This is a genomic window from Candidatus Frackibacter sp. WG13, from assembly GCF_900114655.1.
GTDB lineage: Bacteria > Bacillota > Halanaerobiia > Halobacteroidales > Acetohalobiaceae > Frackibacter.
In genome coordinates, this window is sequence record NZ_FOTT01000016.1 from 1 (window position 1) to 20,509 (window position 20,509).

Here is a 20,509-nt window from a genome sequence, read left to right on the forward strand (position 1 = left end):
GTTATAGAGATACTTCCATTAAAATAAGGATTGAAACACATACCACCTTTTACTTTAATTTTGATTTACTCCGTAAGGTAGGAGACTGAAAGTCATCATGAGGCGCAATCTTATTTGCTTTATCCTGCAGTTGTAACAGTAATGTATAATCCCAAATATAATGGGATAGATTGGGATGAGTTAACGGAGGAAAATCCTGTGAAAGTAAACGATTAAAATACTCTGAACAACAATTAGAATATAGATAGATTAACTTTAGTTCTTGCTTATATTATATAAGATATAAGTGAGAGCTTTTTATTATTTATAACACTTATCTTTCTATATTCAATGGTAAAAATTTCTTGAATAATAAAAGTAGTTATACTATAATGTATTTGTAATTATATAGAATATATAATTAATTATGGTAAACGATAGGCGAGTAAGTAAAAAGTTTTAAGATTAAGGCTAAGGTTGAGCAATAAAATAATTGACAGATAACAAATATGATATATATTTTAGAAAGTAGAATACTGGTTAATTTTGGTTTTTTCTTGTTATGTATAAAGAAATGCAGGGAGAATTATTCTTATGTACAATATTTACATATAGTGTATTTATATACATAATTATCATTTATCAGGAAGGGGTATTTAAATTGAGAAAGCTCAGAAATAAAATAATAATATTACTTTTGCTATTTACTTTAATATTATTTTTAACCGCTTGTACAGGAGGAGATAGTAAAGCGAAAAAGGCTTCGCAAGTAAAAGAAGTAGCACAAGCAAAGCAAGCAACAGGATCTAAGAACAGTAAAGAGCTATATTATAAATTATCCAAAGAACAAAAGAAGAAAGTACATTTGGTCGTTACAGTTATAAGAGAAGATGTAGATTCAGGAGAAAAACGTGTAACAAGAATAGAGAAATATGATAAGCAAGATAGATTATTGAGTGAAATTGATAAGAATGAAAAAGGAAAAGTAACTAGCTATGAAAAGTATGAGTATGATGACGAAGGAAGATTAATTAAAAAAGCAGATACAATACTATTTATGGGAGATAAAATAGATGTAATTAAGACTTATAGTTATAATAAAGATGGTAAAAAAACAGGTTATCTCATTAAATCCACTGACCGAGGAACAAAGTTGGGTAAAGGAATCTATAAGTACCATAAGAATGGAAATTTAAAGTACAAATATACTAATGATGTACTTAACGGACGTACTAAGAAATTTTATTACAATAAAAAAGGAGAAAAGACAAAAGCAATCGATGATGTTGATGGTATTTTTGAATTACATGCAGTTTCTCACTTTAAGAGAGAGTATGATGGTCAGGGAAGAAAGATAAAAGAAACAGAGATAAGAGAAATAGACGGGCAGTTTGGAAAGAAGACGGCGGAGATCATAACTTATTATAATAAATTTGGAAAAAGTAAGAAGTATATAGAGAGGGTAAATGGTGAAATTGATACCTGGTTTGAATGGGAGTATGATAAGAATGGCAATAGGATAAAATTTATTTCTAAAGATAGGAAAGGAAATATAAATAATTTAAAAAAATATTTATTTGATAAAAAAATAATAATATTGAGGAGACACATATGGATATATTTAAAAATGGAGTTCAAAGAAAAGGTCTTTGGATTGAAAGAAAATATAATAGTAAAGGTAATATAATTAAGTCTATCTATAAAGATATAGATGGAAAAGCAAAGATTATTTATCACTATAAACGTAGAAATTCAAAATAACTTAAGAAAGGTGAGGTGAAAATGGCAAAAGAAGTTTATTATAATTCAGATAAGAAAATGTATTATGTTAGAAAAAAGCGAAAAGAAGGGCAGCCTATAAAACAAGGCAAACCATGGGCAGAATGTCCATATCCAGAAACAGCCGAAGATGCAATTGATAATTTAGCAACCTCTTACACCAACGCTCTAAACAATGCTGAATGGATAGCTGAAGGCGAAGCTAAACAGGCCTTCTTATCAGCAAGTGATATCATAGTTACTTTCTTTGTTTCCAAGGATGCTTCTAAAGCATCATTATTTGGAGATTTATCTAATATGAAAGATGAATATAAAGGGCTTATAAAAGGCAGTCCTATTGTTATGTTTGATTATTTATCTGAACATATCCCTGAGTCTTTAGATGGTAAGTTTATAAAAGAAGTAGAGGCAAAGAAGAGTGATTCAGAGTCTACAAAAAGTTTAGAAAAATTAGTAAAAACTTATCACAGAGTGAAAAAAGTAGAGAACACTTATAAATTGTATTCGACTGCTAAAGATCTAGCAAAATTAAAAAAAGGAATGAAGTTAGAAAAACAATTAGCAGAGAAAGTGAAAGAAGCTGGAAAGTTAGATAATAATAAAAAGATAAAAGATCTTAGCAAGAAATTAGAAGAGCAGATTGATAAAGATGATAGTAGAATAGATAAATTAAAAAATAAAGCAACTCAAAAAGGGCAAGAATTTATTAGTGAGTACTTTGCTATTTGGGCTCCAGCAGTTGTAACAGTAATGTATGACCCCAAGTATAATGGGATAGATTGGGATGAGTTAACAGAGGATAATCCTGTGAAAGCTAAGCGATTAAAAGACTTTGAACAACAATTAGAATATAGATTAACTTTAGCTCTTGCTTATATTATATAACATATATAAGTGATTTTAGTAAATGATTAATGTACATTAAGGTTTTTTGGTTAAGAGAGGAGAGGGTTACAATGAATATTGTAATAATTGGGGCAATGCTTGCGATTGGTTTTTTTGGATGGATTTATTTTGTAATTAATTGGTTACAGGAGGAAGATGAAAGGAAGGAAAGAACCTTTAAAACTAAGGATAAGAGTAAAAAAGTAGAAAACAATGGTTTGAAAGGGATAGATGAATTTTATTTTGATAGGTCAGATTTATGTAGTTCAGATAGTTTATATATATATAATAAATATGGAGAAATAGTAGCCTATGTGAATATTAATGAATATGCTAAAGAAGGTATATTTAATAATTCTTATTGTAATATGATTATTTATGAAAGTAATAATAAAGAAAGTAAAATTATAGAAATAAAATTTTTAAAAGATAATTGCACTTGGTTTTCACAAATTTATGAGTTAATTGATAGTAAAGGGAAATTAATTGGTAGGTTTAAGTACAAGTTAATTAAAAGAAGAGTTTGTTTATTTTATGATTCTAAAAAAGAATTAAGATTAAAAGCTAAATTAAAAGACAGTTTTTTATTTGATTTAATGGGAAATAGACCTGACTGGATTACACAATCAAAAGAATTTGAAATTTATAGAAAAGATAAAATGTTATTAGCAGAGTTAGAAAAAGTAAAAATAAAAACCCAAAAAGATAAAATGTATTGTTTGAATATAATCTCTGGAACGAGAGATACAATTAAAGAAGAAGTTATATTGTCTTTAGCTCTAATTTTAAATTTGAGATTCCCAAAAAGTATATTATTAAATTAAGGAAGGGAGAAATTATATGCAGGGAAAAAGCAGTAAATTAAATGATACGCAAGTAATAGAGTTAGGAAGAATTAATGATATTAATATTTCTTTAATAGTATTAGAAAATTCTACTAAAGTGATTGAATTTAATAACAATAAAGATTTTAAGCAATATATTGAACTTAAAGATTTTAATAAACTTATAAAGAATCTCGATATACAGAAGAAAAATAATAATTATATTTCTAACAAATTAATCAAAAAAGTCGCAGAGTATGTGATTAGTGATTCAATAGATGTAAATCAGTCAATAATTGAAGAGTTAGTTAAAGAATATGGAGAAAATAGTGTTAAAGTCTATTGTGTTAGTATAGGAATGGGCATGAATTTAATAACTTATGGAATAGGAGTTATAAAAGACCGTAGTAATAACGAGGAGTATGGTCAAGCTGTGATAAGTCAATTATCTTCTGCAGGAACATCGATGTTTATATATAGTGTTGGTTTGCAATTGTTGAGCACAATGGAAGTAGGTAGAATGCTTAGTAATCCATTAGGATTACTTGCGGCCACAGTATGTATAACATTTCTCTCTAATCGAGTAGGAGACGGAGTAAATTCTTTTATTGATCATTTATTCGAAAAAGTAGATAATACAATCCAGATTGATGATGCAACAGTTAGAATTACAGGAACAGAGAATAATTTAAATATTGCTGGAAGCATAGAAGATATTCAAAAAGCAAGGCAAATATTTGGGACAGGTTTTTTGCGAGAGATTACAAATAGTTTTAAAGTAAGATTTGATGATTCTAATGCCTTTAACTATAATTTAAGGACTAATGAATTAGAAATTATAGTAAACAGTAATAAATATAATCAATATGTAGAGGAAATTAGAGATAAGTTTCCTAATTGGTTTGAAAAATCCATTTGCGATAGTAAGATGACTATAATAGAGTCCAAAGGGAGAAGTACAGTTTCAGATAGTAGTAGAATTGCGGTGAATATTAATAACTTTTTTGTAAGGTCACGTGATTTTATTAAGAGTTTAAAATATAAAGATAAGACCTTAAAAAAGTGGGGTTATGATATTCCATACTTAATTAAGTTTAATAGTTGGTTAAAAGAAGATTATAGATTAAGCAGTGAATTAGAAAAGGAAGAGCCGAAACTTAAAAAAGATAGCTTTATTATTTTAAGTTCTAGAGAGAGTAAATTAGTTAAGGTACAAAATGATATACCTGCTTTAATAGTGCCAGAAGGTAATAAAGATATATTATATGGTACTGCTACGAATACTATTCAGAAGACGAATAAGGAAAATTACTTTAAATTTTTTACTGGTCATGGTAGTAATAGGGATTATAAAAAGAGTGATGGAAATGGTCAAATAAGCATTAATGGACAGCAGATTGGTCAAGATTTAGAAAGAATAGAGGTAGAAAAACGATTGTTTGAAGACCAAGGTGAATATTTTAAACGAATAACAATTAAAGAGAAATATAAAGAAAGTACTTTTAACGAAGGCGAATTGACTTATACTTATGACCTTGAAGAGGATTCTTTAACGATAGAATATGGAGCCATTGATAAGCTAGTTATTAAAGACTTTAAAAATAGTGATTATAATATATATCTAACGCGTAATTATCACACGTTAAAAGGTAGTTTAGATTGTGAAATTATAGATACTAAGATATATGAAATTAATAAAGAGCAGGAAGGGTTATTTGATTATCATTTAAACGAACATTATAGGTCTAATGGGGGTAAAGGGATTAAGATAGACGGTGAATTAATAGGAAGAGAGATGAACAAAGTAGGTGAATTGGATGATGACTATTTAGAGTATAGAGATGAGAATCAATGTTATTATCTTTTCAGTCCTAAAAAAGATCAGTTATTAATTCAGTATGGAGATCCTAAAGGGAGATTTATATTGATCGAAGACTTTGTAAATGGCGATTATGGGCTAGCTTTTGAAGGTAATCATGCTATTATGTATGGAAGTAAAGACAGAAATAAGTCAGAGACAGATGTTGGAAGTAAAGAATATAGATTTGGTAAGGCTTTTAAAAATAAAAGTACCCCTAATAATCGTTATATTTATAATGATTCAAATGGTAACGGAGAAATTTTAATTAATTTAGGTGATGTAAATGGAGATTATAATTTAGCTAAAATTACCTTTATTAAGGATAATTATATTGTTTATGGGAAAAAATGTATTGTGGGTTTTAGGAATAAAGATAAACAGTATATGACGATCTTATGTGAGTATGATATTGAGAATGATAATTTGATTATAAATTTTGGACCGTCAAATATGTGGAAAATAGAGATTGAAAATTTTGTAAATGGAGATTATGGAATTAACTTACCGATTAAAATAGATCTTATTTGTGGAAGTGCAGTTTAAAGGAGGTACGACGGAATGATTCAAGAATATGCAGTTAATAGTGATGAAAAGACTGTTAAAGATTACAGAAACGATAGTAAAGAAGTACAAGGAAAGAGTAAATTAAAGATAAATAATAATTTAATAGGAAAAAATATTAAATCAGTGGAAGATAAAGAACGGCTATTTAAAGATTCATATAAGAACAAGTATGTAAAAACATTGCAAAATAATCTGGTTATAACTTATTTAGATAGTGAATCGGAGATTCATAAACTAATGATTGATAACTTTCAAGAAGGCGATTATGGCCTATGGATAGAAAATGAAGCACCTTACTATCTAGAAGGAGATTCAATAATAAATAGTGCCACTGGTGACAAAGCGCCAAAGAGTAAAGTACTTGCAAAAGAAGAGAATAAATGGCTTAAAGAAGAAGAGCGGATTAAAGATGGCTTCTTATGGATCTATCCTAATGAGAAAATAGCTTGGCCAGAAGTTGAAGAAAAAAGTAATACAAAATCTATGGCAAATGATGCATCCAGTGCCAAGGTAACAGCTACCAAAGAAAGTACTATAAATAAAGTCCAAAACGATAAAAACAGCGAAAATGATTCTAGTAGTGCTAGTAGTAATCAAGCTCGACTTTATGTCTGTGACGGTGCAACATTACAATGCAACCAGGGAGATAAAAAGAGTAAATTTAAAGTGGTTGATATTCATAATGTCTATATTCAAGGTAAGCCGATGGCTACCAATCAAGATAGCAAACCGATGGTTAATATCAAGCCTTTCGGCAAATGTAAGAGTATGGCAAATCCTACGGTAGCAGTAGCCACTGCAGCTAATCATGGTAATTTAAAGAAAATGCCTTGCCAACCTAATATACCTGCGTCATGGCAAGGAGGAAAAAATGATGTAACAATAACCGGGATTCCAACTGTATTAGAGACTTCAAAATTAAACTGTGCCTACGCTGGAGTAATAAAAGTAGTCGATCCAGGGCAAGATTTAGTAACAGAATAGAAAAATTTGTTATATAGAAACTGCGATTAAACGAATCACTGACAACTATCACTGGTTCCTGTTACTTAATTTTGCAGCTAACGTACGGTTACAACTTAGTCACTTATGACTAATAATATTCACTTTAGTCTATGTAAGTTTGTGTCTTTAAGCTTATAAAAGTTTTAAATGTTTTTAACTATCAACTGTCAACTGTCAACTAATAACTCCCCTCCTTAGCAATTCCTAGCATTACCAACAAAAACAAAGCATAACATCTATAATTCAATTCAATCGGCATTAACAAAGCTTGCTTTCTAAAAGAGGGCGTGTTATAATGTGTAACGTCATTACACAAATATCCACTACAAGTGGACAGGGCAGGTGAGTCAAAAATTAACGAAATGAACGAATATTATGTAGTACATAAAGATATTCTACCTACGGCTATCATGAAGACGATAGAAGTTAAAAAGTTACTAAAATTAGGTGAAGTCGATAAGATTAATGAAGCTGTGGAAAGAGTAGGCTTAAGCAGAAGTGCATATTATAAGTATAAAGATCATGTGTTTCCTTTCTTAGAGGATAAACAGAAGAAGATAATCACTCTATCCTTACTTCTAAAGCATGAATCAGGAGTCTTATCACGAGTAATTAATAAGATTGCTGAAGTTAAAGGAAATGTATTAACGATTAATCAAGGTATCCCTTTACAAGGAATAGCCAATGCCACCATTACAATGGAAACAATGAGAATGGAAATAGATATAGACCAAGTAGTAGAACATATGAAGAAATTAGATGGAATTAAGAAAGTGGAGATCATAGCTCAAAATTTTAGATATTAATTATTATATCACCAAGGAGGAGTTAAGCATGGAGAAACCAGAGATTAAAGTAGGAATTTTAGGATTAGGAACTGTTGGTAGCGGAGTAGCTAAAATTTTATTAGGAAATAGTGAAAATATTAATCAAAAGATTAAGAATAAGTTAGAGTTAGTAAAAGTATTGGATAGAGATTTAACGAAAGGAGAAGAAGTAGGTCTTACTCCTGGAGTTATGACTGACAAACCTGAGGATGTATTAGAGAATGAAGAGATTGATATTGTTGTTGAAGTAATAGGTGGAGTTAATCCAGCTAAAGAATTTATTAGTAGAGCTTTGAAGGCTAAGAAACATGTTGTTACTGCTAATAAAGAAGTAATGGCTAAGCATGGTGATGAATTATTAGATTTAGCTGCGGAAAATGGTGTAGATTTATACTTTGAAGCTAGTGTCGGTGGTGGTATTCCGATTATTAGGTCCTTAAAAGAGTCTTTAACAGCTAATAGAGTAGAAGAGATGATGGGGATCGTTAATGGTACTACTAATTATATCTTAACTAAGATGGCGCAAGAGGATGTTGATTTTAATGAGGTATTAGCTGAAGCCCAGGAGAAAGGATATGCAGAGGCCGATCCAACTGCTGATGTAGAAGGTTATGATGCTGCTTATAAATTAGCTATATTGTCAGCAATTGCCTTTGAATCTAGAATTGATATAAATGACATATATTTAGAAGGAATTTCTGAAGTAACACAGAAAGATATTACATATGCTAAAGAATTAGGGTATGTTATTAAACTATTAGCGATTGGTAAAGAAGTCGATAATAAGATAGAGGCTAGAGTTCATCCAACAATGATTCCGAATGACCATCCTTTAGCAGCTGTAAATGATGTCTTTAATGCTGTCTTTGTTAAAGGCCATGCAGTTGGCGAGTTAATGTATTATGGTCAAGGGGCTGGTTCTTTACCAACAGGTAGTGCTATTGTTGCTGATGTGATAGATATAGCTCGTAATATCAATTATGGTGCTAATGGAAGAATAGCTTGTGGTTGTTCTAAAAATAAAGAATTAAAGCCAATGAGAGAGATTCATACTAAATTTTATATACGGTTAGAGGTTGCTGATAAGCCAGGAGTTTTAGCAGCAGTATCTAGTATTTTTGGTGAGAATGAAGTAAGTATTGAATCATTAATTCAAAAAGGAAAGACTAAGAATGCAGTGCCTTTAGTATTAGTTACTCATCAGGTAGCAGAAGGTAATTTACAAACAGCGTTAGATAAAATTAAAGAATTAGCAGAAGTTAAAGGGATTAATAGTATAATTAGAGTTGAAGGAGAAGAATGTTATTAAGATCTAATATAGAGAGAAGTGAATAGGGGGCAAGAGGATAATGGGATTAATCGTACAAAAATATGGTGGAACTTCTGTTGCCAATCCAGATAGGATTAAGAAAGTGGCTGAAAGAATAGTTAAGAGAAAGCGGGAGGGAGCTCAAGTAGTAGCAGTTGTTTCAGCTTTAGGAGATACTACTGATGAATTAATAGATTTATCTAAGCAGGTGACCGACCAACCTCCTAAACGAGAGTATGATATGTTAATTTCTACTGGAGAGCAGGTCTCTGTGGCTTTATTAGCGATGGCTATTAATGAGCTTGGTGAAGATGTTATCTCTTTAACTGGTTCGCAAGTAGGGATTATTACTGATGATATCCATACTAAGGCTAAAATTTTAAAGATAGATTCTACTCGGTTAGAAGAAGAGTTAACCAAAGATAAGATTGTAGTAGTAGCTGGATTTCAAGGAGTAACGATTAATAATGATATTACTACTTTAGGTCGTGGTGGTTCGGATACGACAGCAGTTGCTTTAGCGACTAAACTTGATGCTGATATTTGCGAGATTTATACGGATGTTGATGGGATATATACCGCTGACCCTAGAATCGTAGAGAATGCTGTAAAGTTAGCAGAGATTTCTTATGATGAAATGTTAGAGATGGCTAGTTTAGGAGCTCAAGTTTTACAGCCAAGGTCAGTAGAATTTGCTAAACAGTATAATATTAATTTAGCTGTTCGGTCAAGCTTTAATTATGAGCCGGGAACACATGTTAAGGAGGTGGGTGATTTGGAAAAAGATAGAGTCGTAAGTGGGGTTGCTTGTAATACTGACGAAGTTAAGATTTCTTTGATTGGAGTACCTGATAGACCAGGTATTGCTTCACATATCTTCAATACTTTGGCCAATGCTAGTATTAATGTTGATATGATTATTCAGAATGTACATCGTGGTGAAGTAAATGATATTACTTTTACTATTAATGCTGAAGATTTAGACCAAGCTAAGGTTATTTTAAGAGAAATTCAGACTGAATTAACGATAGAAGACATTATCTTTGATTCAGAAGTAGCTAAGGTATCGATTGTAGGAGCAGGAATGGTTACTAATCCAGGGGTAGCGGCTAGTATGTTTGAGTCATTAGCCGATACTGATATTAATATCGAAATGATCAGTACTTCTGAGATTAAAGTTTCTTGCTTAATAGATGAAGCTAGAGCTCAAGAAGCAGTACAAGCAATCCATGATAAGTTTGAACTAGATGTTGCAGAAAAAACAAGTGGTAGCGATGCATAGAGTTAAAGTTCCAGCCACTACAGCCAATTTAGGACCTGGTTTTGATATCTTAGGCATGGCTTTGAATTTTCATAATATAATTGAAGCTGAAGAGATAGAGGAAGGCTTAGAGATAGAAGTAGAGGGATTAGGGCAAGAGGAGCTTCCGGATAATGAAGAGAATCTTGTCTATCAAGCTATGGAGTATCTGTTCTCTAAGACTGATTATTCGCCAACGGGATTGAGCATTAAATTAATTAATCAAGTTCCTCTCTCAAGGGGCTTAGGAAGTAGTGCGACGGTGATTGTAGGTGGATTAGTTCTAGCTAATCATTTAGCTGGAGGTCCTTTTTCTAAGGATCAGATATTAAATTTTGCTATTGATATAGAGGGGCACCCGGATAATGTCGCTCCGGCTTTATTAGGTGGTGTAGTAATTTCAGTAATGCCAGAAGGAAAAGAAGTAATTTATAAAAAGTTGGATGCTCCAGAGTTGAAGACAGTGGTTGGAATTCCCGATTTTAAGTTATCGACAACTGAAGCAAGAGAGGTCCTGCCGGCACAAGTAACCTTTAATGATGCTATCTTTAATTGTAGCCGGATTGCTTTATTAATAGGAGCTTTAATGAGTAAAGATTATGAATTATTAGCTACTTGCTTTGAGGATAGACTCCATCAGTCTTATCGTCAAGACTTGGTCCCGGGAATGGAGTCAGTTATTAAGCGGACAAAAGATGCTGGAGCTTTGGCTGTAGCTCTTAGTGGTGCTGGGCCTTCAATTGTTGCTCTTACTTTAGATGCAGAAGAGAAGGTTGGACAAACAATGGTTCAGACCTTTGCTCAACATGGTATTGCAGCTGATTATAGAATTACTGAACCGGCTGTAGATGGAGTAATCATTGAAAAGTAAAAATAGTTAAAATTATTCTTGCATTTGCAGGAAAAGTGTTGCCCTCTGTTGAAATAAATTAAAAGAAAGAGAAAAGTTTCACTAAAAAGTTTTAATGAAAATAGGGGGTTAAAAAATTATGAAATTAAAGATGAATATTATCTTATGTTTAGTCATGTTATTAGTAGTAATGAGCTTTACACCTGCTTTTGCTGCTCAAAAGTATGGAGCGAGAGCTTATGGAATGGGTGGAGCCTTTACTGCGGTAGCTGATGATTCTACGGCAATCTATTGGAATCCAGCCGGTTTAGTACAGAGCGGATTGGTAGGGATGCAATTTGGAGTTGGTAGTAATCCTGACCAATAATTTATCAGTGATGCTCAAGATGTATTGGATGCTAGCAGTAAGCTTGAACAGTTTAATAAATTGGATCAATTAAAAGATACTGAAATGAGTTTTGATTTAATGGCGACTGGTAACTTTAAAAAAATAGGTTTAGGAGTTTTAGCTACGAATGATTTTACTTATAATAAACCTAAATTAACAAATATGGCAATTGGACAAGGAGTAGCTTCTTGGGGGGTTAATTTATTAGAACCGCCATTGAATATTGGAGCTTTTTCTATGGGCTTTAATGTAAAGGGATTGTGGAGTCAATATGATAGCGTTGAACAAAATTTAAGTTATGACCCTACTGACCCTAATAGTGCTCCTACTATCGAAGGAAGTGCAACGGCTAAAGGATATGGTGTAGACTTTGGAGCTTTGGCTAAGGTTACGGATATGGTTAATCTAGGCTTAAGTATTAAAAATGTAACTTCAACTTTAGATTGGGAATGGGATTCTGCTACTAAAACTGCTGATTTAGAAGAGTCTTTACCACGGACTGTAACTGTTGGAGCAGCAGTAAAGTTACCTTATCCACTAGCAGCGACTGTAGCTGCTGATATCGAGAGTCCTGAGAACGGTGAGGATATCTATCACTTTGGTATTGAAAAGAATATTCTTTTTAACGGTCTATCCTTAAGAGGTGGAATGTATAAGCCAGCAAGTGGTGGCGATGAAGTTATTACTGGTGGTTTAGGACTTAATCTTGCTGCTTTGCATGCTAATTTAGCCATGGATAGTAATGATTATGCTAGCTTATCAGTTAATCTTAATTTCTAAAGATGATTAACTAGAGTTCTTCTTGACAAGTAATTATTTAGATGTTATACTTAGTGAAAATTAAAGTTGAATATTCGCAGTAAATTCTCTTATCAAGAGTGGCGGAGGGACTGGCCCGATGAAGCCCGGCAACCGGTATTCGTTAAGAATACAATGGTGCCAAATCCTGCAATCTAACAAGATTGGGAGATGAGAGAAGAGGGAAAGTATATAAAACCTCTTCTCAACACGAGAAGAGGTTTTTCTTATGAAAAGATTATATAGAACTGAGGAGGAGAGTAGAAGATGAAATTAGAGGTTTTAGCGAGGTTAGAGAAAGAAGTATTATTATTAGATGGGGCAATGGGGACTAGACTGCAGGAAGCAGGTTTAGGAACTGATACAGCTCCGGAAGCTTGGAATTTAGAAAGACCAGAAATCATTAGAAAGATACATAGTGATTATTTAGCAGCTGGGAGTCAGATAGTACAGACTAATACTTTTGGTGCTAATCGTCTAAAATTAAGTGATTATGGTTTAGAAAAGAAGGTTAATGAGATTAACAAGCAAGCAGTAAAGCTAGCTCAAGAAGTAGGAAGAGATAATTATATTGCTGGTTCAGTAGGACCTTTCGGTAAGTTTTTAACTCCAGTTGGCAATATAACTTTTGAAGAGGCGGTTGATATCTTCAAAGAACAGATCAGTGCTTTGGTAGAAGCAGGAGTGGATCTAATTAGTTTAGAGACGATGAGTAGTTTAAAAGAGTTAAAAGCAGCAGTTGTAGCAGCTAAAGAGGTTACTGAAGAAGTACCGGTTATAACCCAGATGACATTTAATCAAAATCTGAGGACTTTGAGCGGAACGACTCCCCAAGTAGCAGCGGTAGTATTAGATGCGTTAGGAGCAGATATAATTGGAGCTAACTGTAGTTTAGGGCCAGGAGGATTACTAAAAATAGTCCAAGAGTTAAACCAAGTTACGGATAAGCCTTTAATTGTGCAGCCTAATGCGGGTCTACCTAAAGTGGTGGATGGAGAGACAGTATATCCTGAAACTCCTTCGGAAATGGTTACATATATTGAAAAGTTTATAGAAGAAGGGGTTCGGATTGTTGGTGGTTGTTGTGGAACTACGCCAGAACATATTAAAGCTTTTGCTCAACAGTTAGATGGGGTTAACCCTAAGTTATCTAAATCAATAAAGAAGTTTAGGTTAGCCAGTAGGTCACAATTAGTAGAACTGTCCGACCAAGACGAAAGTCTATTAATTGGAGAGCGAATTAATCCTAGTGGAAGAGAGAAGTTAACCGAAGAATTAAAGAATGGCAAATTAAATATAACTCAGCAAGAGATTAGTGACCAAGTTGCAGCTGGGGCTAGAGTATTAGATATAAATGTTGGGGGCGCTGGAATTGATGAAGTGGAGATGATGCAAAAAGTAGTAGAGAAGGTTCAGAATACTACTCAGGTTCCAGTAGCAATCGATACTACTGACCCAGAAGTATTAGAAGCAGGATTGAAATCCTTTGCCGGGAAGGCACTGATTAATTCAGTAACCGGTGAGCAGGAGAGTTTAGATAGAGTATTACCAGTAGCGAAGAAGTATGGTGCCTCGCTTATCTGCTTAACTTTAGATGAAGATGGAATTCCAAGTACAGCCAAAGGGCGATTGGAGGTAGCCAAAAAGATTAAAGAAGAAGCTGTGGAATATGGGATTGCACCTGAAAATCTTCTAATCGATACATTAGTCTTAACTGCTAGTACGAAGCAAGAAGAAGTGGTAGAGACCTTAAAAGCGATTAAATTAGTCAAGGAAGAGTTAGGCTTAAAGACTGTCTTAGGAGTAAGTAATGTTTCTTACGGTCTGCCTAGTAAACCACTTTTAAACCGTACCTTTTTAGCAATGGCTTTAGGATATGGATTGGATGCCTACATAGTAGATCCACTAGACGAAGATCTACAACAGACTATTTCAGCAGCAGATTTATTAACTAATCGTGATCAAAATGCTAAAAATTATATAGCGGATTTAGACCCTAATCAAAAAGATGGTACTCAAGATAAAAAGGTCAAATCTATCGTTAAGGAAGATGAGAATACTTCTTTGGGAAGGATAGAGGAAGCTGTTTTGAAAGGACAGAAAGAAGATATAGTTGCATTAATTAAAGATGTCTTAGAAGATTATTCTCCAGAAAAAATAATGAATCAAGCTTTAATTCCTGGTATCAAAGCAGTGGGTGAGAAGTATGAATCCGGTGAATATTTTTTACCACAGTTAATGGCAGCTGCGGAAAGTATGCAAGAAGGTTTTAAGTATTTGAAGGACCAATTAGAGTTTGATGCCGAGACTTCTTCGGCAGGAAAAGTATTATTAGCTACTGTTAAAGGTGATGTACATGATATCGGTAAGAATATCGTTAAAGTAGTCTTAGAGAATCATGGTTTTGAAGTTTTAGACTTAGGTAAGGATGTACCAGCAGAAGAGATTATTGCTGAAGCTAAAGCGAATGAAGTTGATGTAATTGGACTTAGTGCGTTAATGACTACTACTATGTTAGAGATGGAAAGAGTAGTTGAATTATTAGCCAAAGAAGAATTAGCAATTAAGGTTATTTTAGGAGGAGCAGTAGTTGACCAAGAGTATGCTAACAATATAGGTGCTGATGGGTATGCCGCTGATGCTATAACAGCAGTAAGGAAGATAGAAAAACTGATAAATTAATTATGTTTAAAGTGTAACAGCATCTAAAAAATTAGATTTCAAGTATAATCAATTGGCTATGCAATAGCTTTAGATTATAGTTAAAATGGTGATAATTGAGATGAAAAATATTTAAAGAAATGTGAACTATTGTAGGTATGAGGTTCATTTGACTTATAATATACTAGGAAAAGTAGAAGGGATGATAGAATAGATGAGTAGTAATAGAAGAGATGATTTCTTAAATCAAGATGACCTATTAATTACAGTAGAGGTTAATCCACCGAAAGGAATAGAATTAGAAGGGAAGATTAAGCAATTGTCAAAATTAAGTAATAGAGTAGCAGCAGTAAATGTAACTGATAATCCGATGGCTAATTTGGCTTTTAATGCTACTATATTTGCCCATCATATTCAAGAGGAATTAGATTTAACTGCAATCTCTCATTTAACTTGTAGAGATAAAAACTTGTTAGGGCTTCAATCAGATTTATTGGCGGCAAATACTTTAGGAGTAGATAACTTTTTAGTATTAACTGGCGATGATCCGAAGAATGGTGATCATCCAGATGCAACAGGAGTCTTTGATTTGGATTCAGTCGGATTAGTAGAATTAATTACTAGGTTGAATGAAGGGTTTGATGCTCAAGGGAATTCGTTAACTGGGAGACCAAAGATAAATCCGGGAGTGGCTGTCAATCCTACTGCTGACAATTTATCTGTAGAGATTAAAAGATTAAATGAAAAAGTTGAGGCTGGAGCTAAATTTATTCAAACTCAACCAGTCTATGATGTAGATAGTCTATTTAGATTTTTAGATTATTTAGGGGAGATTGAAATTCCTATTTTGGTTGGGATTTTGCCTTTGAAAAATGAGGGAATGGCAGATTATTTTAATAAAAATGTTCCCGGGATTAAGATTTCAAAAGAGATCTTAGCAAGAATGAGAGGAGCGGGATTAGAAGAAGGTATAAGAATCTGTCAAGAGTTAGTAACCCAGATTAAAGATGACGTAGATGGTATTCATATTATGCCGGTTGGTGGTATAGAAACAGCAAATCAGATTATTGCTGCTTAATAGTAAGCAAAAATAGTCCCTTGGATAAAGGGACTATTTTAAACTTCCTTAATATTTATTCTTAATTTAGGTAAAATAATTAAGGAGAGTTGTAATTAAGGGAGGGCTAGCAGTAATGAAGATCTGTGATTATGATATTTCTGGAGTTACTTGTGATTCAAGAAAAGTTAACCCCGGATATGCTTTTGTTGCTATTAATGGCTATCAAGATGATGGGAATAAATATATAATAGATGCTATTCAAAGAGGAGCAAAGGTAATCTATACTGAAGAAGTAGCTGAGTTGAAGATAGATGAATTAAAAGTGCCAATAATCAAAGTCAATAATGCTCGTGAAACTTTAGCTAAGTTAGCTGATGAGTTTTATGATTCACCTTCTCAAAAGTTAAAATTAGTTGGAGTGACAGGTACTAATGGTAAGACGACTACAACTCATTTGATAGAGTCATTATTTGCAACCAATGATTTTGAGACAGGCTTAATTGGAACTGTTAAGACTAAGGTTGGTGATGAAGTTGAGGAAGCTACATTAACGACGCCAGGGGCAGTTGAGATTAATAATTTTTTAGGAAAGATGGTAAATAAGAATGTAGATATTGCAGCTATGGAAGTATCATCTCATGGGCTAAAGTTAAATAGAGTAGATGGGTTGGACTTTGATATAGTAGTCCATACTAATATAACAAGAGATCATTTAGATTTACATAATGACTTTGAAGATTATCTATTAACTAAGAAAGAACTTTTCAAGCAATGTACTGACGATAAGATGGCTTTGATTAATATAGATGATCCGTATGCTAGTAGAATTATCGAAGATATTTCGCCAAAAATTATTACTTATGGCTTTAGCAAAGAAGCCCAAGTAAGAGCCATCGATGTTCAATATAGTACCGAAGGTAGTAGATTTACAGTTGTAATTCAGAAGCAGCTCAATGATATGAATGATAGAGTGATTCAACCACAAAGATTCAAAGTAGACCTGAAATTGCTAGGAAAACATAATATATATAATGCTTTAGCTACTATAATTATTGGTTTACTTCATCGATTAGAGAAGAGGAAGATTCAAGAAGGCTTGAGAAGATTCAAGCCTTTTTTTAGAAGATTAGAGGTTATTTATAATGATGATTTCACTATTATAGATGATTGTGCTCATAATCCTGGTAATTACAAGGCTATCTTTGAAACTGTTAAAGAGTTAGACTATAATAATTTATATATCATCAATGCTATTCGTGGTAATCGGGGTCTAACTGTAAATAAAGAGAATGCCGAAATAATAAGTGAATACATTCCTAAACTAAATACTACTAAACTATACATAACTAGTTGTAAAAAACTAGCTAATAAGTATGATATAGTTGCAGATGAAGAGAGAGAATTATTTATCAAAACTTTAAGTAATAATGGAATCGAATTAAAATATTTTAATAGATTACAACCGTGCTTGTACGAAACAATAGAACAAGTGGGCGATAATGACTTAGTACTATTAATCGGTGCTCATGCTATGGATACTGCATCGGAACGTATTCTGAATATGATTAAAGATTATCATTAAAAGATTTAAATAATTATTATATTTATAGTCTCTAGATAGAGATGCGATGATTATGTTCACCGGCAAAGAACATATTTGTTATCTGATAATAAGTCCGTTTAAAGGACTCAACCTCTGACTTTTTTAAGTTGGCCTTGATGAACAGATGATTATTGCCTTCCTTATCTTTTTCGTGAGTGAGAAATACTTTATTAGTGCCATATTTTTGTTGTAGAATATTTAATGTTTTGGTTAGAGCTGTTTGATAAGTGCCGATTTTAGAAAAACGATATTTGCTGATTCTTCTTTTAACCCACATAAGTTATTCCCCCTTTTAAATTATAAGTGTTATTTAATATATTTAGAGATACACAACTAAAATCCCTCCATAATATGTAAATTATTATAAAAAATAGTTATAATTGTATTTAAAAGCAACCTACTTTCTAAGACTATTCAAATAAAGAAGGAGAATTATTTCTTTTCTATAAATAATATTGATAGTAAATTCAATTTTGATTATAAACTTTAGGGAGGAAAAATCATGAGCAATTATAAAGGGAAATTAAATCGACAATTTCCAGCTAAGATAAGTACAACTGCATTTACATCAATTTATATTTTACATCTATTAAAGAATAATAAGAAGATGTATGGGCAGAAAATTTTGGATACTATTAATGACCAAATGGATGCTCGGTGGCAGCCATCAAGAGGTATGGTATATCCGCTTTTGCGAGAGATGGAGAAGGAAGGATATTTAGAAAGTTGGTGGTCTGAACCTGATAAACGGTCGATTAGATATTATCGATTGACTGAAAAGGGAGGAGACCATTTAGAGAAGATGAAGATAAAATATAAAAGTTCATTTAGAGAAGCAAAAAAGATTGTTGAAACTGCTATAGAAGAGATTTATGAAGGCAATATTTAAAAAAGAGAATGAGGAGTTAACTGCTTTTAATTAATAAACCATTGCTAATTCCGTTCAATTCATATCTAAAACAGTAGTCCAAAGTTTTTAGGATATTAGGTTTTAAATCAACCCAAATAATTTCTGTTCCTAAATAAGGGTCTTGATAGTCATAATGCCTATGAATTAACCTAATCGTATAGTCTATTAATTCCCGTTTAATATTTATCTGTTTGGGTCTATAACCTTCTTTTTCAAAGGCAATCTTTGCTATAGCTAACTCCTCTAAAAGCTTAAATCTGTTATTATATCTTTGGTAAGTTTCTCGTTTAATAGGAATTGGTAAAAGTGGCAAAGCATTACGAGTAGTATAACAGATATTAGGTCTTATCTTATATTCGAAAAGTTCGACCTCAGAATTTAAGTGGATATCTTCAATATCTTTACGAAAATACTTATAACCTAATTCTTTCTCATCTTTAAATTTTCTAATCAGTTTATGAAAATTCAAATTATTTTCTGCCATGTATTTAGACACAATAACCTTTCCCATGTTTTGTCACTTCCTTCTATATATATTATTTACTAATCTTTCCAGTTGTGATAATAGTTTGTATTTTATTTTGATAATAATGATGCCGAAGAATCATGAAGATTCTAGATAGATAGTATATTTTAAAAGAAAAAAGAGATAATATCTTATAAAGAGAGTTAAAATTATAATTTTAACTCTCTTTAACTTGTTTTTAGTGATTAATTAAGGTTTAAATCAAGGTATAGCTATATTCTATCTCCTTATCATTAATAGTGTTGTCAATTATTGACTAATTATACAGGTGCTCTATATTAAATTTAAAATATTCTTTTATCTGATAAGGAGTGTTTATTTTATGTTAAAAGAAATCTATATTATGTTTGGAAGAACGGTCTTTATCTATATCTTTACTTTATTAGCAGTTAGAGTTATGGGCAAGAGAGAGATAGGTGAGTTGACTCCTTTTGACTTAGTTGTTTCATTGATGATAGCAGAACTAGGAGTAATCTTAATTGAAGATCATCAAGCACCACTTATTCATGCTATTGTCCCTATACTCTCATTAAGTGCTTTTCAACTTATTATCTCTTTTTTATCTCTTAAGAGCGAAAAAATGAGAAAATTATTAAATGGTAGCCCTAGTATTTTAATTAAAAATGGTGAGATTGTAGAGGATGAGATGAAAAATTCCAGATATAATATTCATGACTTAATGGCTCAATTACGAGAGAGCGGTACCTTTAATATTGCTGATGTTGAATTTGCTATTCTAGAGACTTCAGGCACCTTGACAGTAATGCCAAAATCACAAAAACGAGGTATTACTCCCGAAGATTTAGATTTAGATACTGATTATGAAGGGATACCAGCTATTGTTATTAATGATGGTAAGATTAATCATAAAAATTTAAAAAAGCTAGACTTAAATGAAGAATGGTTAATGAGCGAATTAAAGAAACAAGGGGTTACTAAGATTAAAGATGTTTTATTAGCTACTTTAGATACTACTGGTGAGCTATACGTAACGACTAAGAATGCTAAGGAATTAACTAAACGAATTATGGATTCGATTCCTGATTCTTTCCATTAATGAAAATTTCTATTTTGATTAATTTCTTAAAGATAGGAAATACTAAAGAGTAAATATTAAAGGGAGGAATCAGGAATGGCTAAAAATAAAATTCCACCAACTAAAGAACTTAATAAAGAGACTATTGAAATTGTAGAGGCTTTTAACCCCGATGATATGGAATTTGGTGAGGATATTAGTATTGACGATATTGAAATGGCTGAAGATATAAGTCCAGATGATTTTGATATTCATGATGAGGCACCAGAGATAAAAACTAAGAAGAAAGATTAAACTTAAGGGGGCTATATTATAGCCCCTTTTTTAATTATAATACAGAATGA

The 20,509-nt window shown here is 32.2% G+C and carries 19 protein-coding genes and 1 riboswitch; of the genes, 17 read left to right on the plus strand and 2 right to left on the minus strand.

Annotated features, from left to right (window positions below; genetic code table 11):
* Positions 1 to 640: 640 nt before the first annotated feature.
* From BM077_RS09085 to BM077_RS09150, 14 genes are all read left to right on the plus strand, one after another.
* Complete coding sequence (locus tag BM077_RS09085; protein WP_089749679.1) at positions 641 to 1,666, plus strand: RHS repeat domain-containing protein; 1,026 nt, start codon at positions 641 to 643, stop codon at positions 1,664 to 1,666.
* A 95-nt stretch (positions 1,667 to 1,761) separates the two neighbouring features.
* The gene (locus BM077_RS09090) at positions 1,762 to 2,643 is read left to right on the plus strand and encodes a hypothetical protein (protein ID WP_089749677.1); all 882 of its coding nucleotides are present in this window, start codon (positions 1,762 to 1,764) and stop codon (positions 2,641 to 2,643) included.
* Between the two features lie 71 nt (positions 2,644 to 2,714).
* Positions 2,715 to 3,467, plus strand: a complete 753-nt coding sequence (locus tag BM077_RS09095) for a hypothetical protein (RefSeq protein WP_089749675.1) — start codon at positions 2,715 to 2,717, stop codon at positions 3,465 to 3,467.
* 16 nt (positions 3,468 to 3,483) lie between these two features.
* Complete coding sequence (locus BM077_RS09100; protein ID WP_089749674.1) at positions 3,484 to 5,871, plus strand: hypothetical protein; 2,388 nt, start codon at positions 3,484 to 3,486, stop codon at positions 5,869 to 5,871.
* Between the two features lie 15 nt (positions 5,872 to 5,886).
* A complete protein-coding gene (locus tag BM077_RS13875) occupies positions 5,887 to 6,876 on the plus strand; it encodes a DUF4280 domain-containing protein (RefSeq protein ID WP_218140284.1) in 990 nt (329 codons plus the stop codon).
* 383 nt (positions 6,877 to 7,259) lie between these two features.
* Complete coding sequence (locus tag BM077_RS09110; RefSeq protein ID WP_089749672.1) at positions 7,260 to 7,703, plus strand: ACT domain-containing protein; 444 nt, start codon at positions 7,260 to 7,262, stop codon at positions 7,701 to 7,703.
* A 28-nt stretch (positions 7,704 to 7,731) separates the two neighbouring features.
* Positions 7,732 to 9,033: a homoserine dehydrogenase gene (locus tag BM077_RS09115; protein WP_089749670.1), complete on the plus strand. Its 1,302-nt coding sequence runs from the start codon at positions 7,732 to 7,734 to the stop codon at positions 9,031 to 9,033.
* 40 nt (positions 9,034 to 9,073) lie between these two features.
* Complete coding sequence (locus BM077_RS09120; RefSeq protein WP_089749669.1) at positions 9,074 to 10,315, plus strand: aspartate kinase; 1,242 nt, start codon at positions 9,074 to 9,076, stop codon at positions 10,313 to 10,315.
* Positions 10,308 to 11,204: a homoserine kinase gene (gene thrB, locus BM077_RS09125; RefSeq protein ID WP_218124675.1), complete on the plus strand. Its 897-nt coding sequence runs from the start codon at positions 10,308 to 10,310 to the stop codon at positions 11,202 to 11,204. The genes BM077_RS09120 and thrB overlap by 8 nt, the downstream gene beginning before the upstream one ends.
* Positions 11,205 to 11,322: 118 nt before the next feature.
* A complete protein-coding gene (locus tag BM077_RS09130) occupies positions 11,323 to 11,550 on the plus strand; it encodes a hypothetical protein (protein WP_090095233.1) in 228 nt (75 codons plus the stop codon).
* A 24-nt stretch (positions 11,551 to 11,574) separates the two neighbouring features.
* Positions 11,575 to 12,351, plus strand: a complete 777-nt coding sequence (locus BM077_RS09135; RefSeq protein ID WP_090095235.1) for a hypothetical protein — start codon at positions 11,575 to 11,577, stop codon at positions 12,349 to 12,351.
* An 86-nt stretch (positions 12,352 to 12,437) separates the two neighbouring features.
* Positions 12,438 to 12,547: riboswitch (SAM riboswitch) on the plus strand.
* Between the two features lie 89 nt (positions 12,548 to 12,636).
* Positions 12,637 to 15,051 carry a homocysteine S-methyltransferase family protein gene (locus BM077_RS09140; RefSeq protein WP_089749663.1) on the plus strand — a complete coding sequence of 805 codons (2,415 nt, stop codon included), beginning with the start codon at positions 12,637 to 12,639 and terminating at the stop codon, positions 15,049 to 15,051.
* A gap of 193 nt (positions 15,052 to 15,244) precedes the next feature.
* Complete coding sequence (locus tag BM077_RS09145; RefSeq protein ID WP_089749661.1) at positions 15,245 to 16,108, plus strand: methylenetetrahydrofolate reductase; 864 nt, start codon at positions 15,245 to 15,247, stop codon at positions 16,106 to 16,108.
* Between the two features lie 115 nt (positions 16,109 to 16,223).
* Positions 16,224 to 17,672 carry a Mur ligase family protein gene (locus tag BM077_RS09150; RefSeq protein ID WP_089749659.1) on the plus strand — a complete coding sequence of 483 codons (1,449 nt, stop codon included), beginning with the start codon at positions 16,224 to 16,226 and terminating at the stop codon, positions 17,670 to 17,672.
* Between the two features lie 31 nt (positions 17,673 to 17,703).
* On the opposite strand, the gene BM077_RS09155 is transcribed toward BM077_RS09150, so the two are convergent.
* Positions 17,704 to 17,970 carry a hypothetical protein gene (locus BM077_RS09155; RefSeq protein ID WP_089749657.1) on the minus strand — a complete coding sequence of 89 codons (267 nt, stop codon included), beginning with the start codon at positions 17,968 to 17,970 and terminating at the stop codon, positions 17,704 to 17,706.
* Positions 17,971 to 18,195: 225 nt separating this feature from the next.
* Between BM077_RS09155 and BM077_RS09160 the strand changes: the two genes are divergently transcribed.
* The gene (locus tag BM077_RS09160; RefSeq protein ID WP_089749655.1) at positions 18,196 to 18,582 is read left to right on the plus strand and encodes a PadR family transcriptional regulator; all 387 of its coding nucleotides are present in this window, start codon (positions 18,196 to 18,198) and stop codon (positions 18,580 to 18,582) included.
* Between the two features lie 16 nt (positions 18,583 to 18,598).
* Here BM077_RS09160 and BM077_RS09165 read toward each other — a convergent pair whose 3' ends face one another.
* On the minus strand, positions 18,599 to 19,114 hold the full coding sequence (locus BM077_RS09165) for a hypothetical protein (protein ID WP_089749653.1): 516 nt from the start codon (positions 19,112 to 19,114) through the stop codon (positions 18,599 to 18,601).
* A gap of 337 nt (positions 19,115 to 19,451) precedes the next feature.
* On the opposite strand from BM077_RS09165, the gene BM077_RS09170 reads away from it, so the two are divergent.
* Both BM077_RS09170 and BM077_RS09175 read left to right on the plus strand, forming a co-directional pair.
* A complete protein-coding gene (locus tag BM077_RS09170) occupies positions 19,452 to 20,186 on the plus strand; it encodes a YetF domain-containing protein (RefSeq protein WP_176941683.1) in 735 nt (244 codons plus the stop codon).
* A 75-nt stretch (positions 20,187 to 20,261) separates the two neighbouring features.
* Entirely contained in the window at positions 20,262 to 20,459 is a 198-nt protein-coding gene (locus tag BM077_RS09175; protein ID WP_089749651.1) for a hypothetical protein, read from the plus strand.
* Positions 20,460 to 20,509: the final 50 nt, after the last annotated feature.

Coding starts and splice junctions, on each gene's coding strand:
- BM077_RS09090 (WP_089749677.1), top strand. CDS start 1,762: ATGGCAAAAGAAGTTTATTATAATTCAGATAAGAAAATGTATTATGTT.
- BM077_RS09095 (WP_089749675.1), top strand. CDS start 2,715: ATGAATATTGTAATAATTGGGGCAATGCTTGCGATTGGTTTTTTTGGA.
- BM077_RS09100 (WP_089749674.1), top strand. CDS start 3,484: ATGCAGGGAAAAAGCAGTAAATTAAATGATACGCAAGTAATAGAGTTA.
- BM077_RS13875 (WP_218140284.1), top strand. CDS start 5,887: ATGATTCAAGAATATGCAGTTAATAGTGATGAAAAGACTGTTAAAGAT.
- BM077_RS09110 (WP_089749672.1), top strand. CDS start 7,260: ATGAACGAATATTATGTAGTACATAAAGATATTCTACCTACGGCTATC.
- BM077_RS09115 (WP_089749670.1), top strand. CDS start 7,732: ATGGAGAAACCAGAGATTAAAGTAGGAATTTTAGGATTAGGAACTGTT.
- BM077_RS09120 (WP_089749669.1), top strand. CDS start 9,074: ATGGGATTAATCGTACAAAAATATGGTGGAACTTCTGTTGCCAATCCA.
- thrB (WP_218124675.1), top strand. CDS start 10,308: ATGCATAGAGTTAAAGTTCCAGCCACTACAGCCAATTTAGGACCTGGT.
- BM077_RS09130 (WP_090095233.1), top strand. CDS start 11,323: ATGAAATTAAAGATGAATATTATCTTATGTTTAGTCATGTTATTAGTA.
- BM077_RS09140 (WP_089749663.1), top strand. CDS start 12,637: ATGAAATTAGAGGTTTTAGCGAGGTTAGAGAAAGAAGTATTATTATTA.
- BM077_RS09145 (WP_089749661.1), top strand. CDS start 15,245: ATGAGTAGTAATAGAAGAGATGATTTCTTAAATCAAGATGACCTATTA.
- BM077_RS09150 (WP_089749659.1), top strand. CDS start 16,224: ATGAAGATCTGTGATTATGATATTTCTGGAGTTACTTGTGATTCAAGA.
- BM077_RS09155 (WP_089749657.1), bottom strand. CDS start 17,970: ATGTGGGTTAAAAGAAGAATCAGCAAATATCGTTTTTCTAAAATCGGC.
- BM077_RS09160 (WP_089749655.1), top strand. CDS start 18,196: ATGAGCAATTATAAAGGGAAATTAAATCGACAATTTCCAGCTAAGATA.
- BM077_RS09165 (WP_089749653.1), bottom strand. CDS start 19,114: ATGGGAAAGGTTATTGTGTCTAAATACATGGCAGAAAATAATTTGAAT.
- BM077_RS09170 (WP_176941683.1), top strand. CDS start 19,452: ATGTTAAAAGAAATCTATATTATGTTTGGAAGAACGGTCTTTATCTAT.
- BM077_RS09175 (WP_089749651.1), top strand. CDS start 20,262: ATGGCTAAAAATAAAATTCCACCAACTAAAGAACTTAATAAAGAGACT.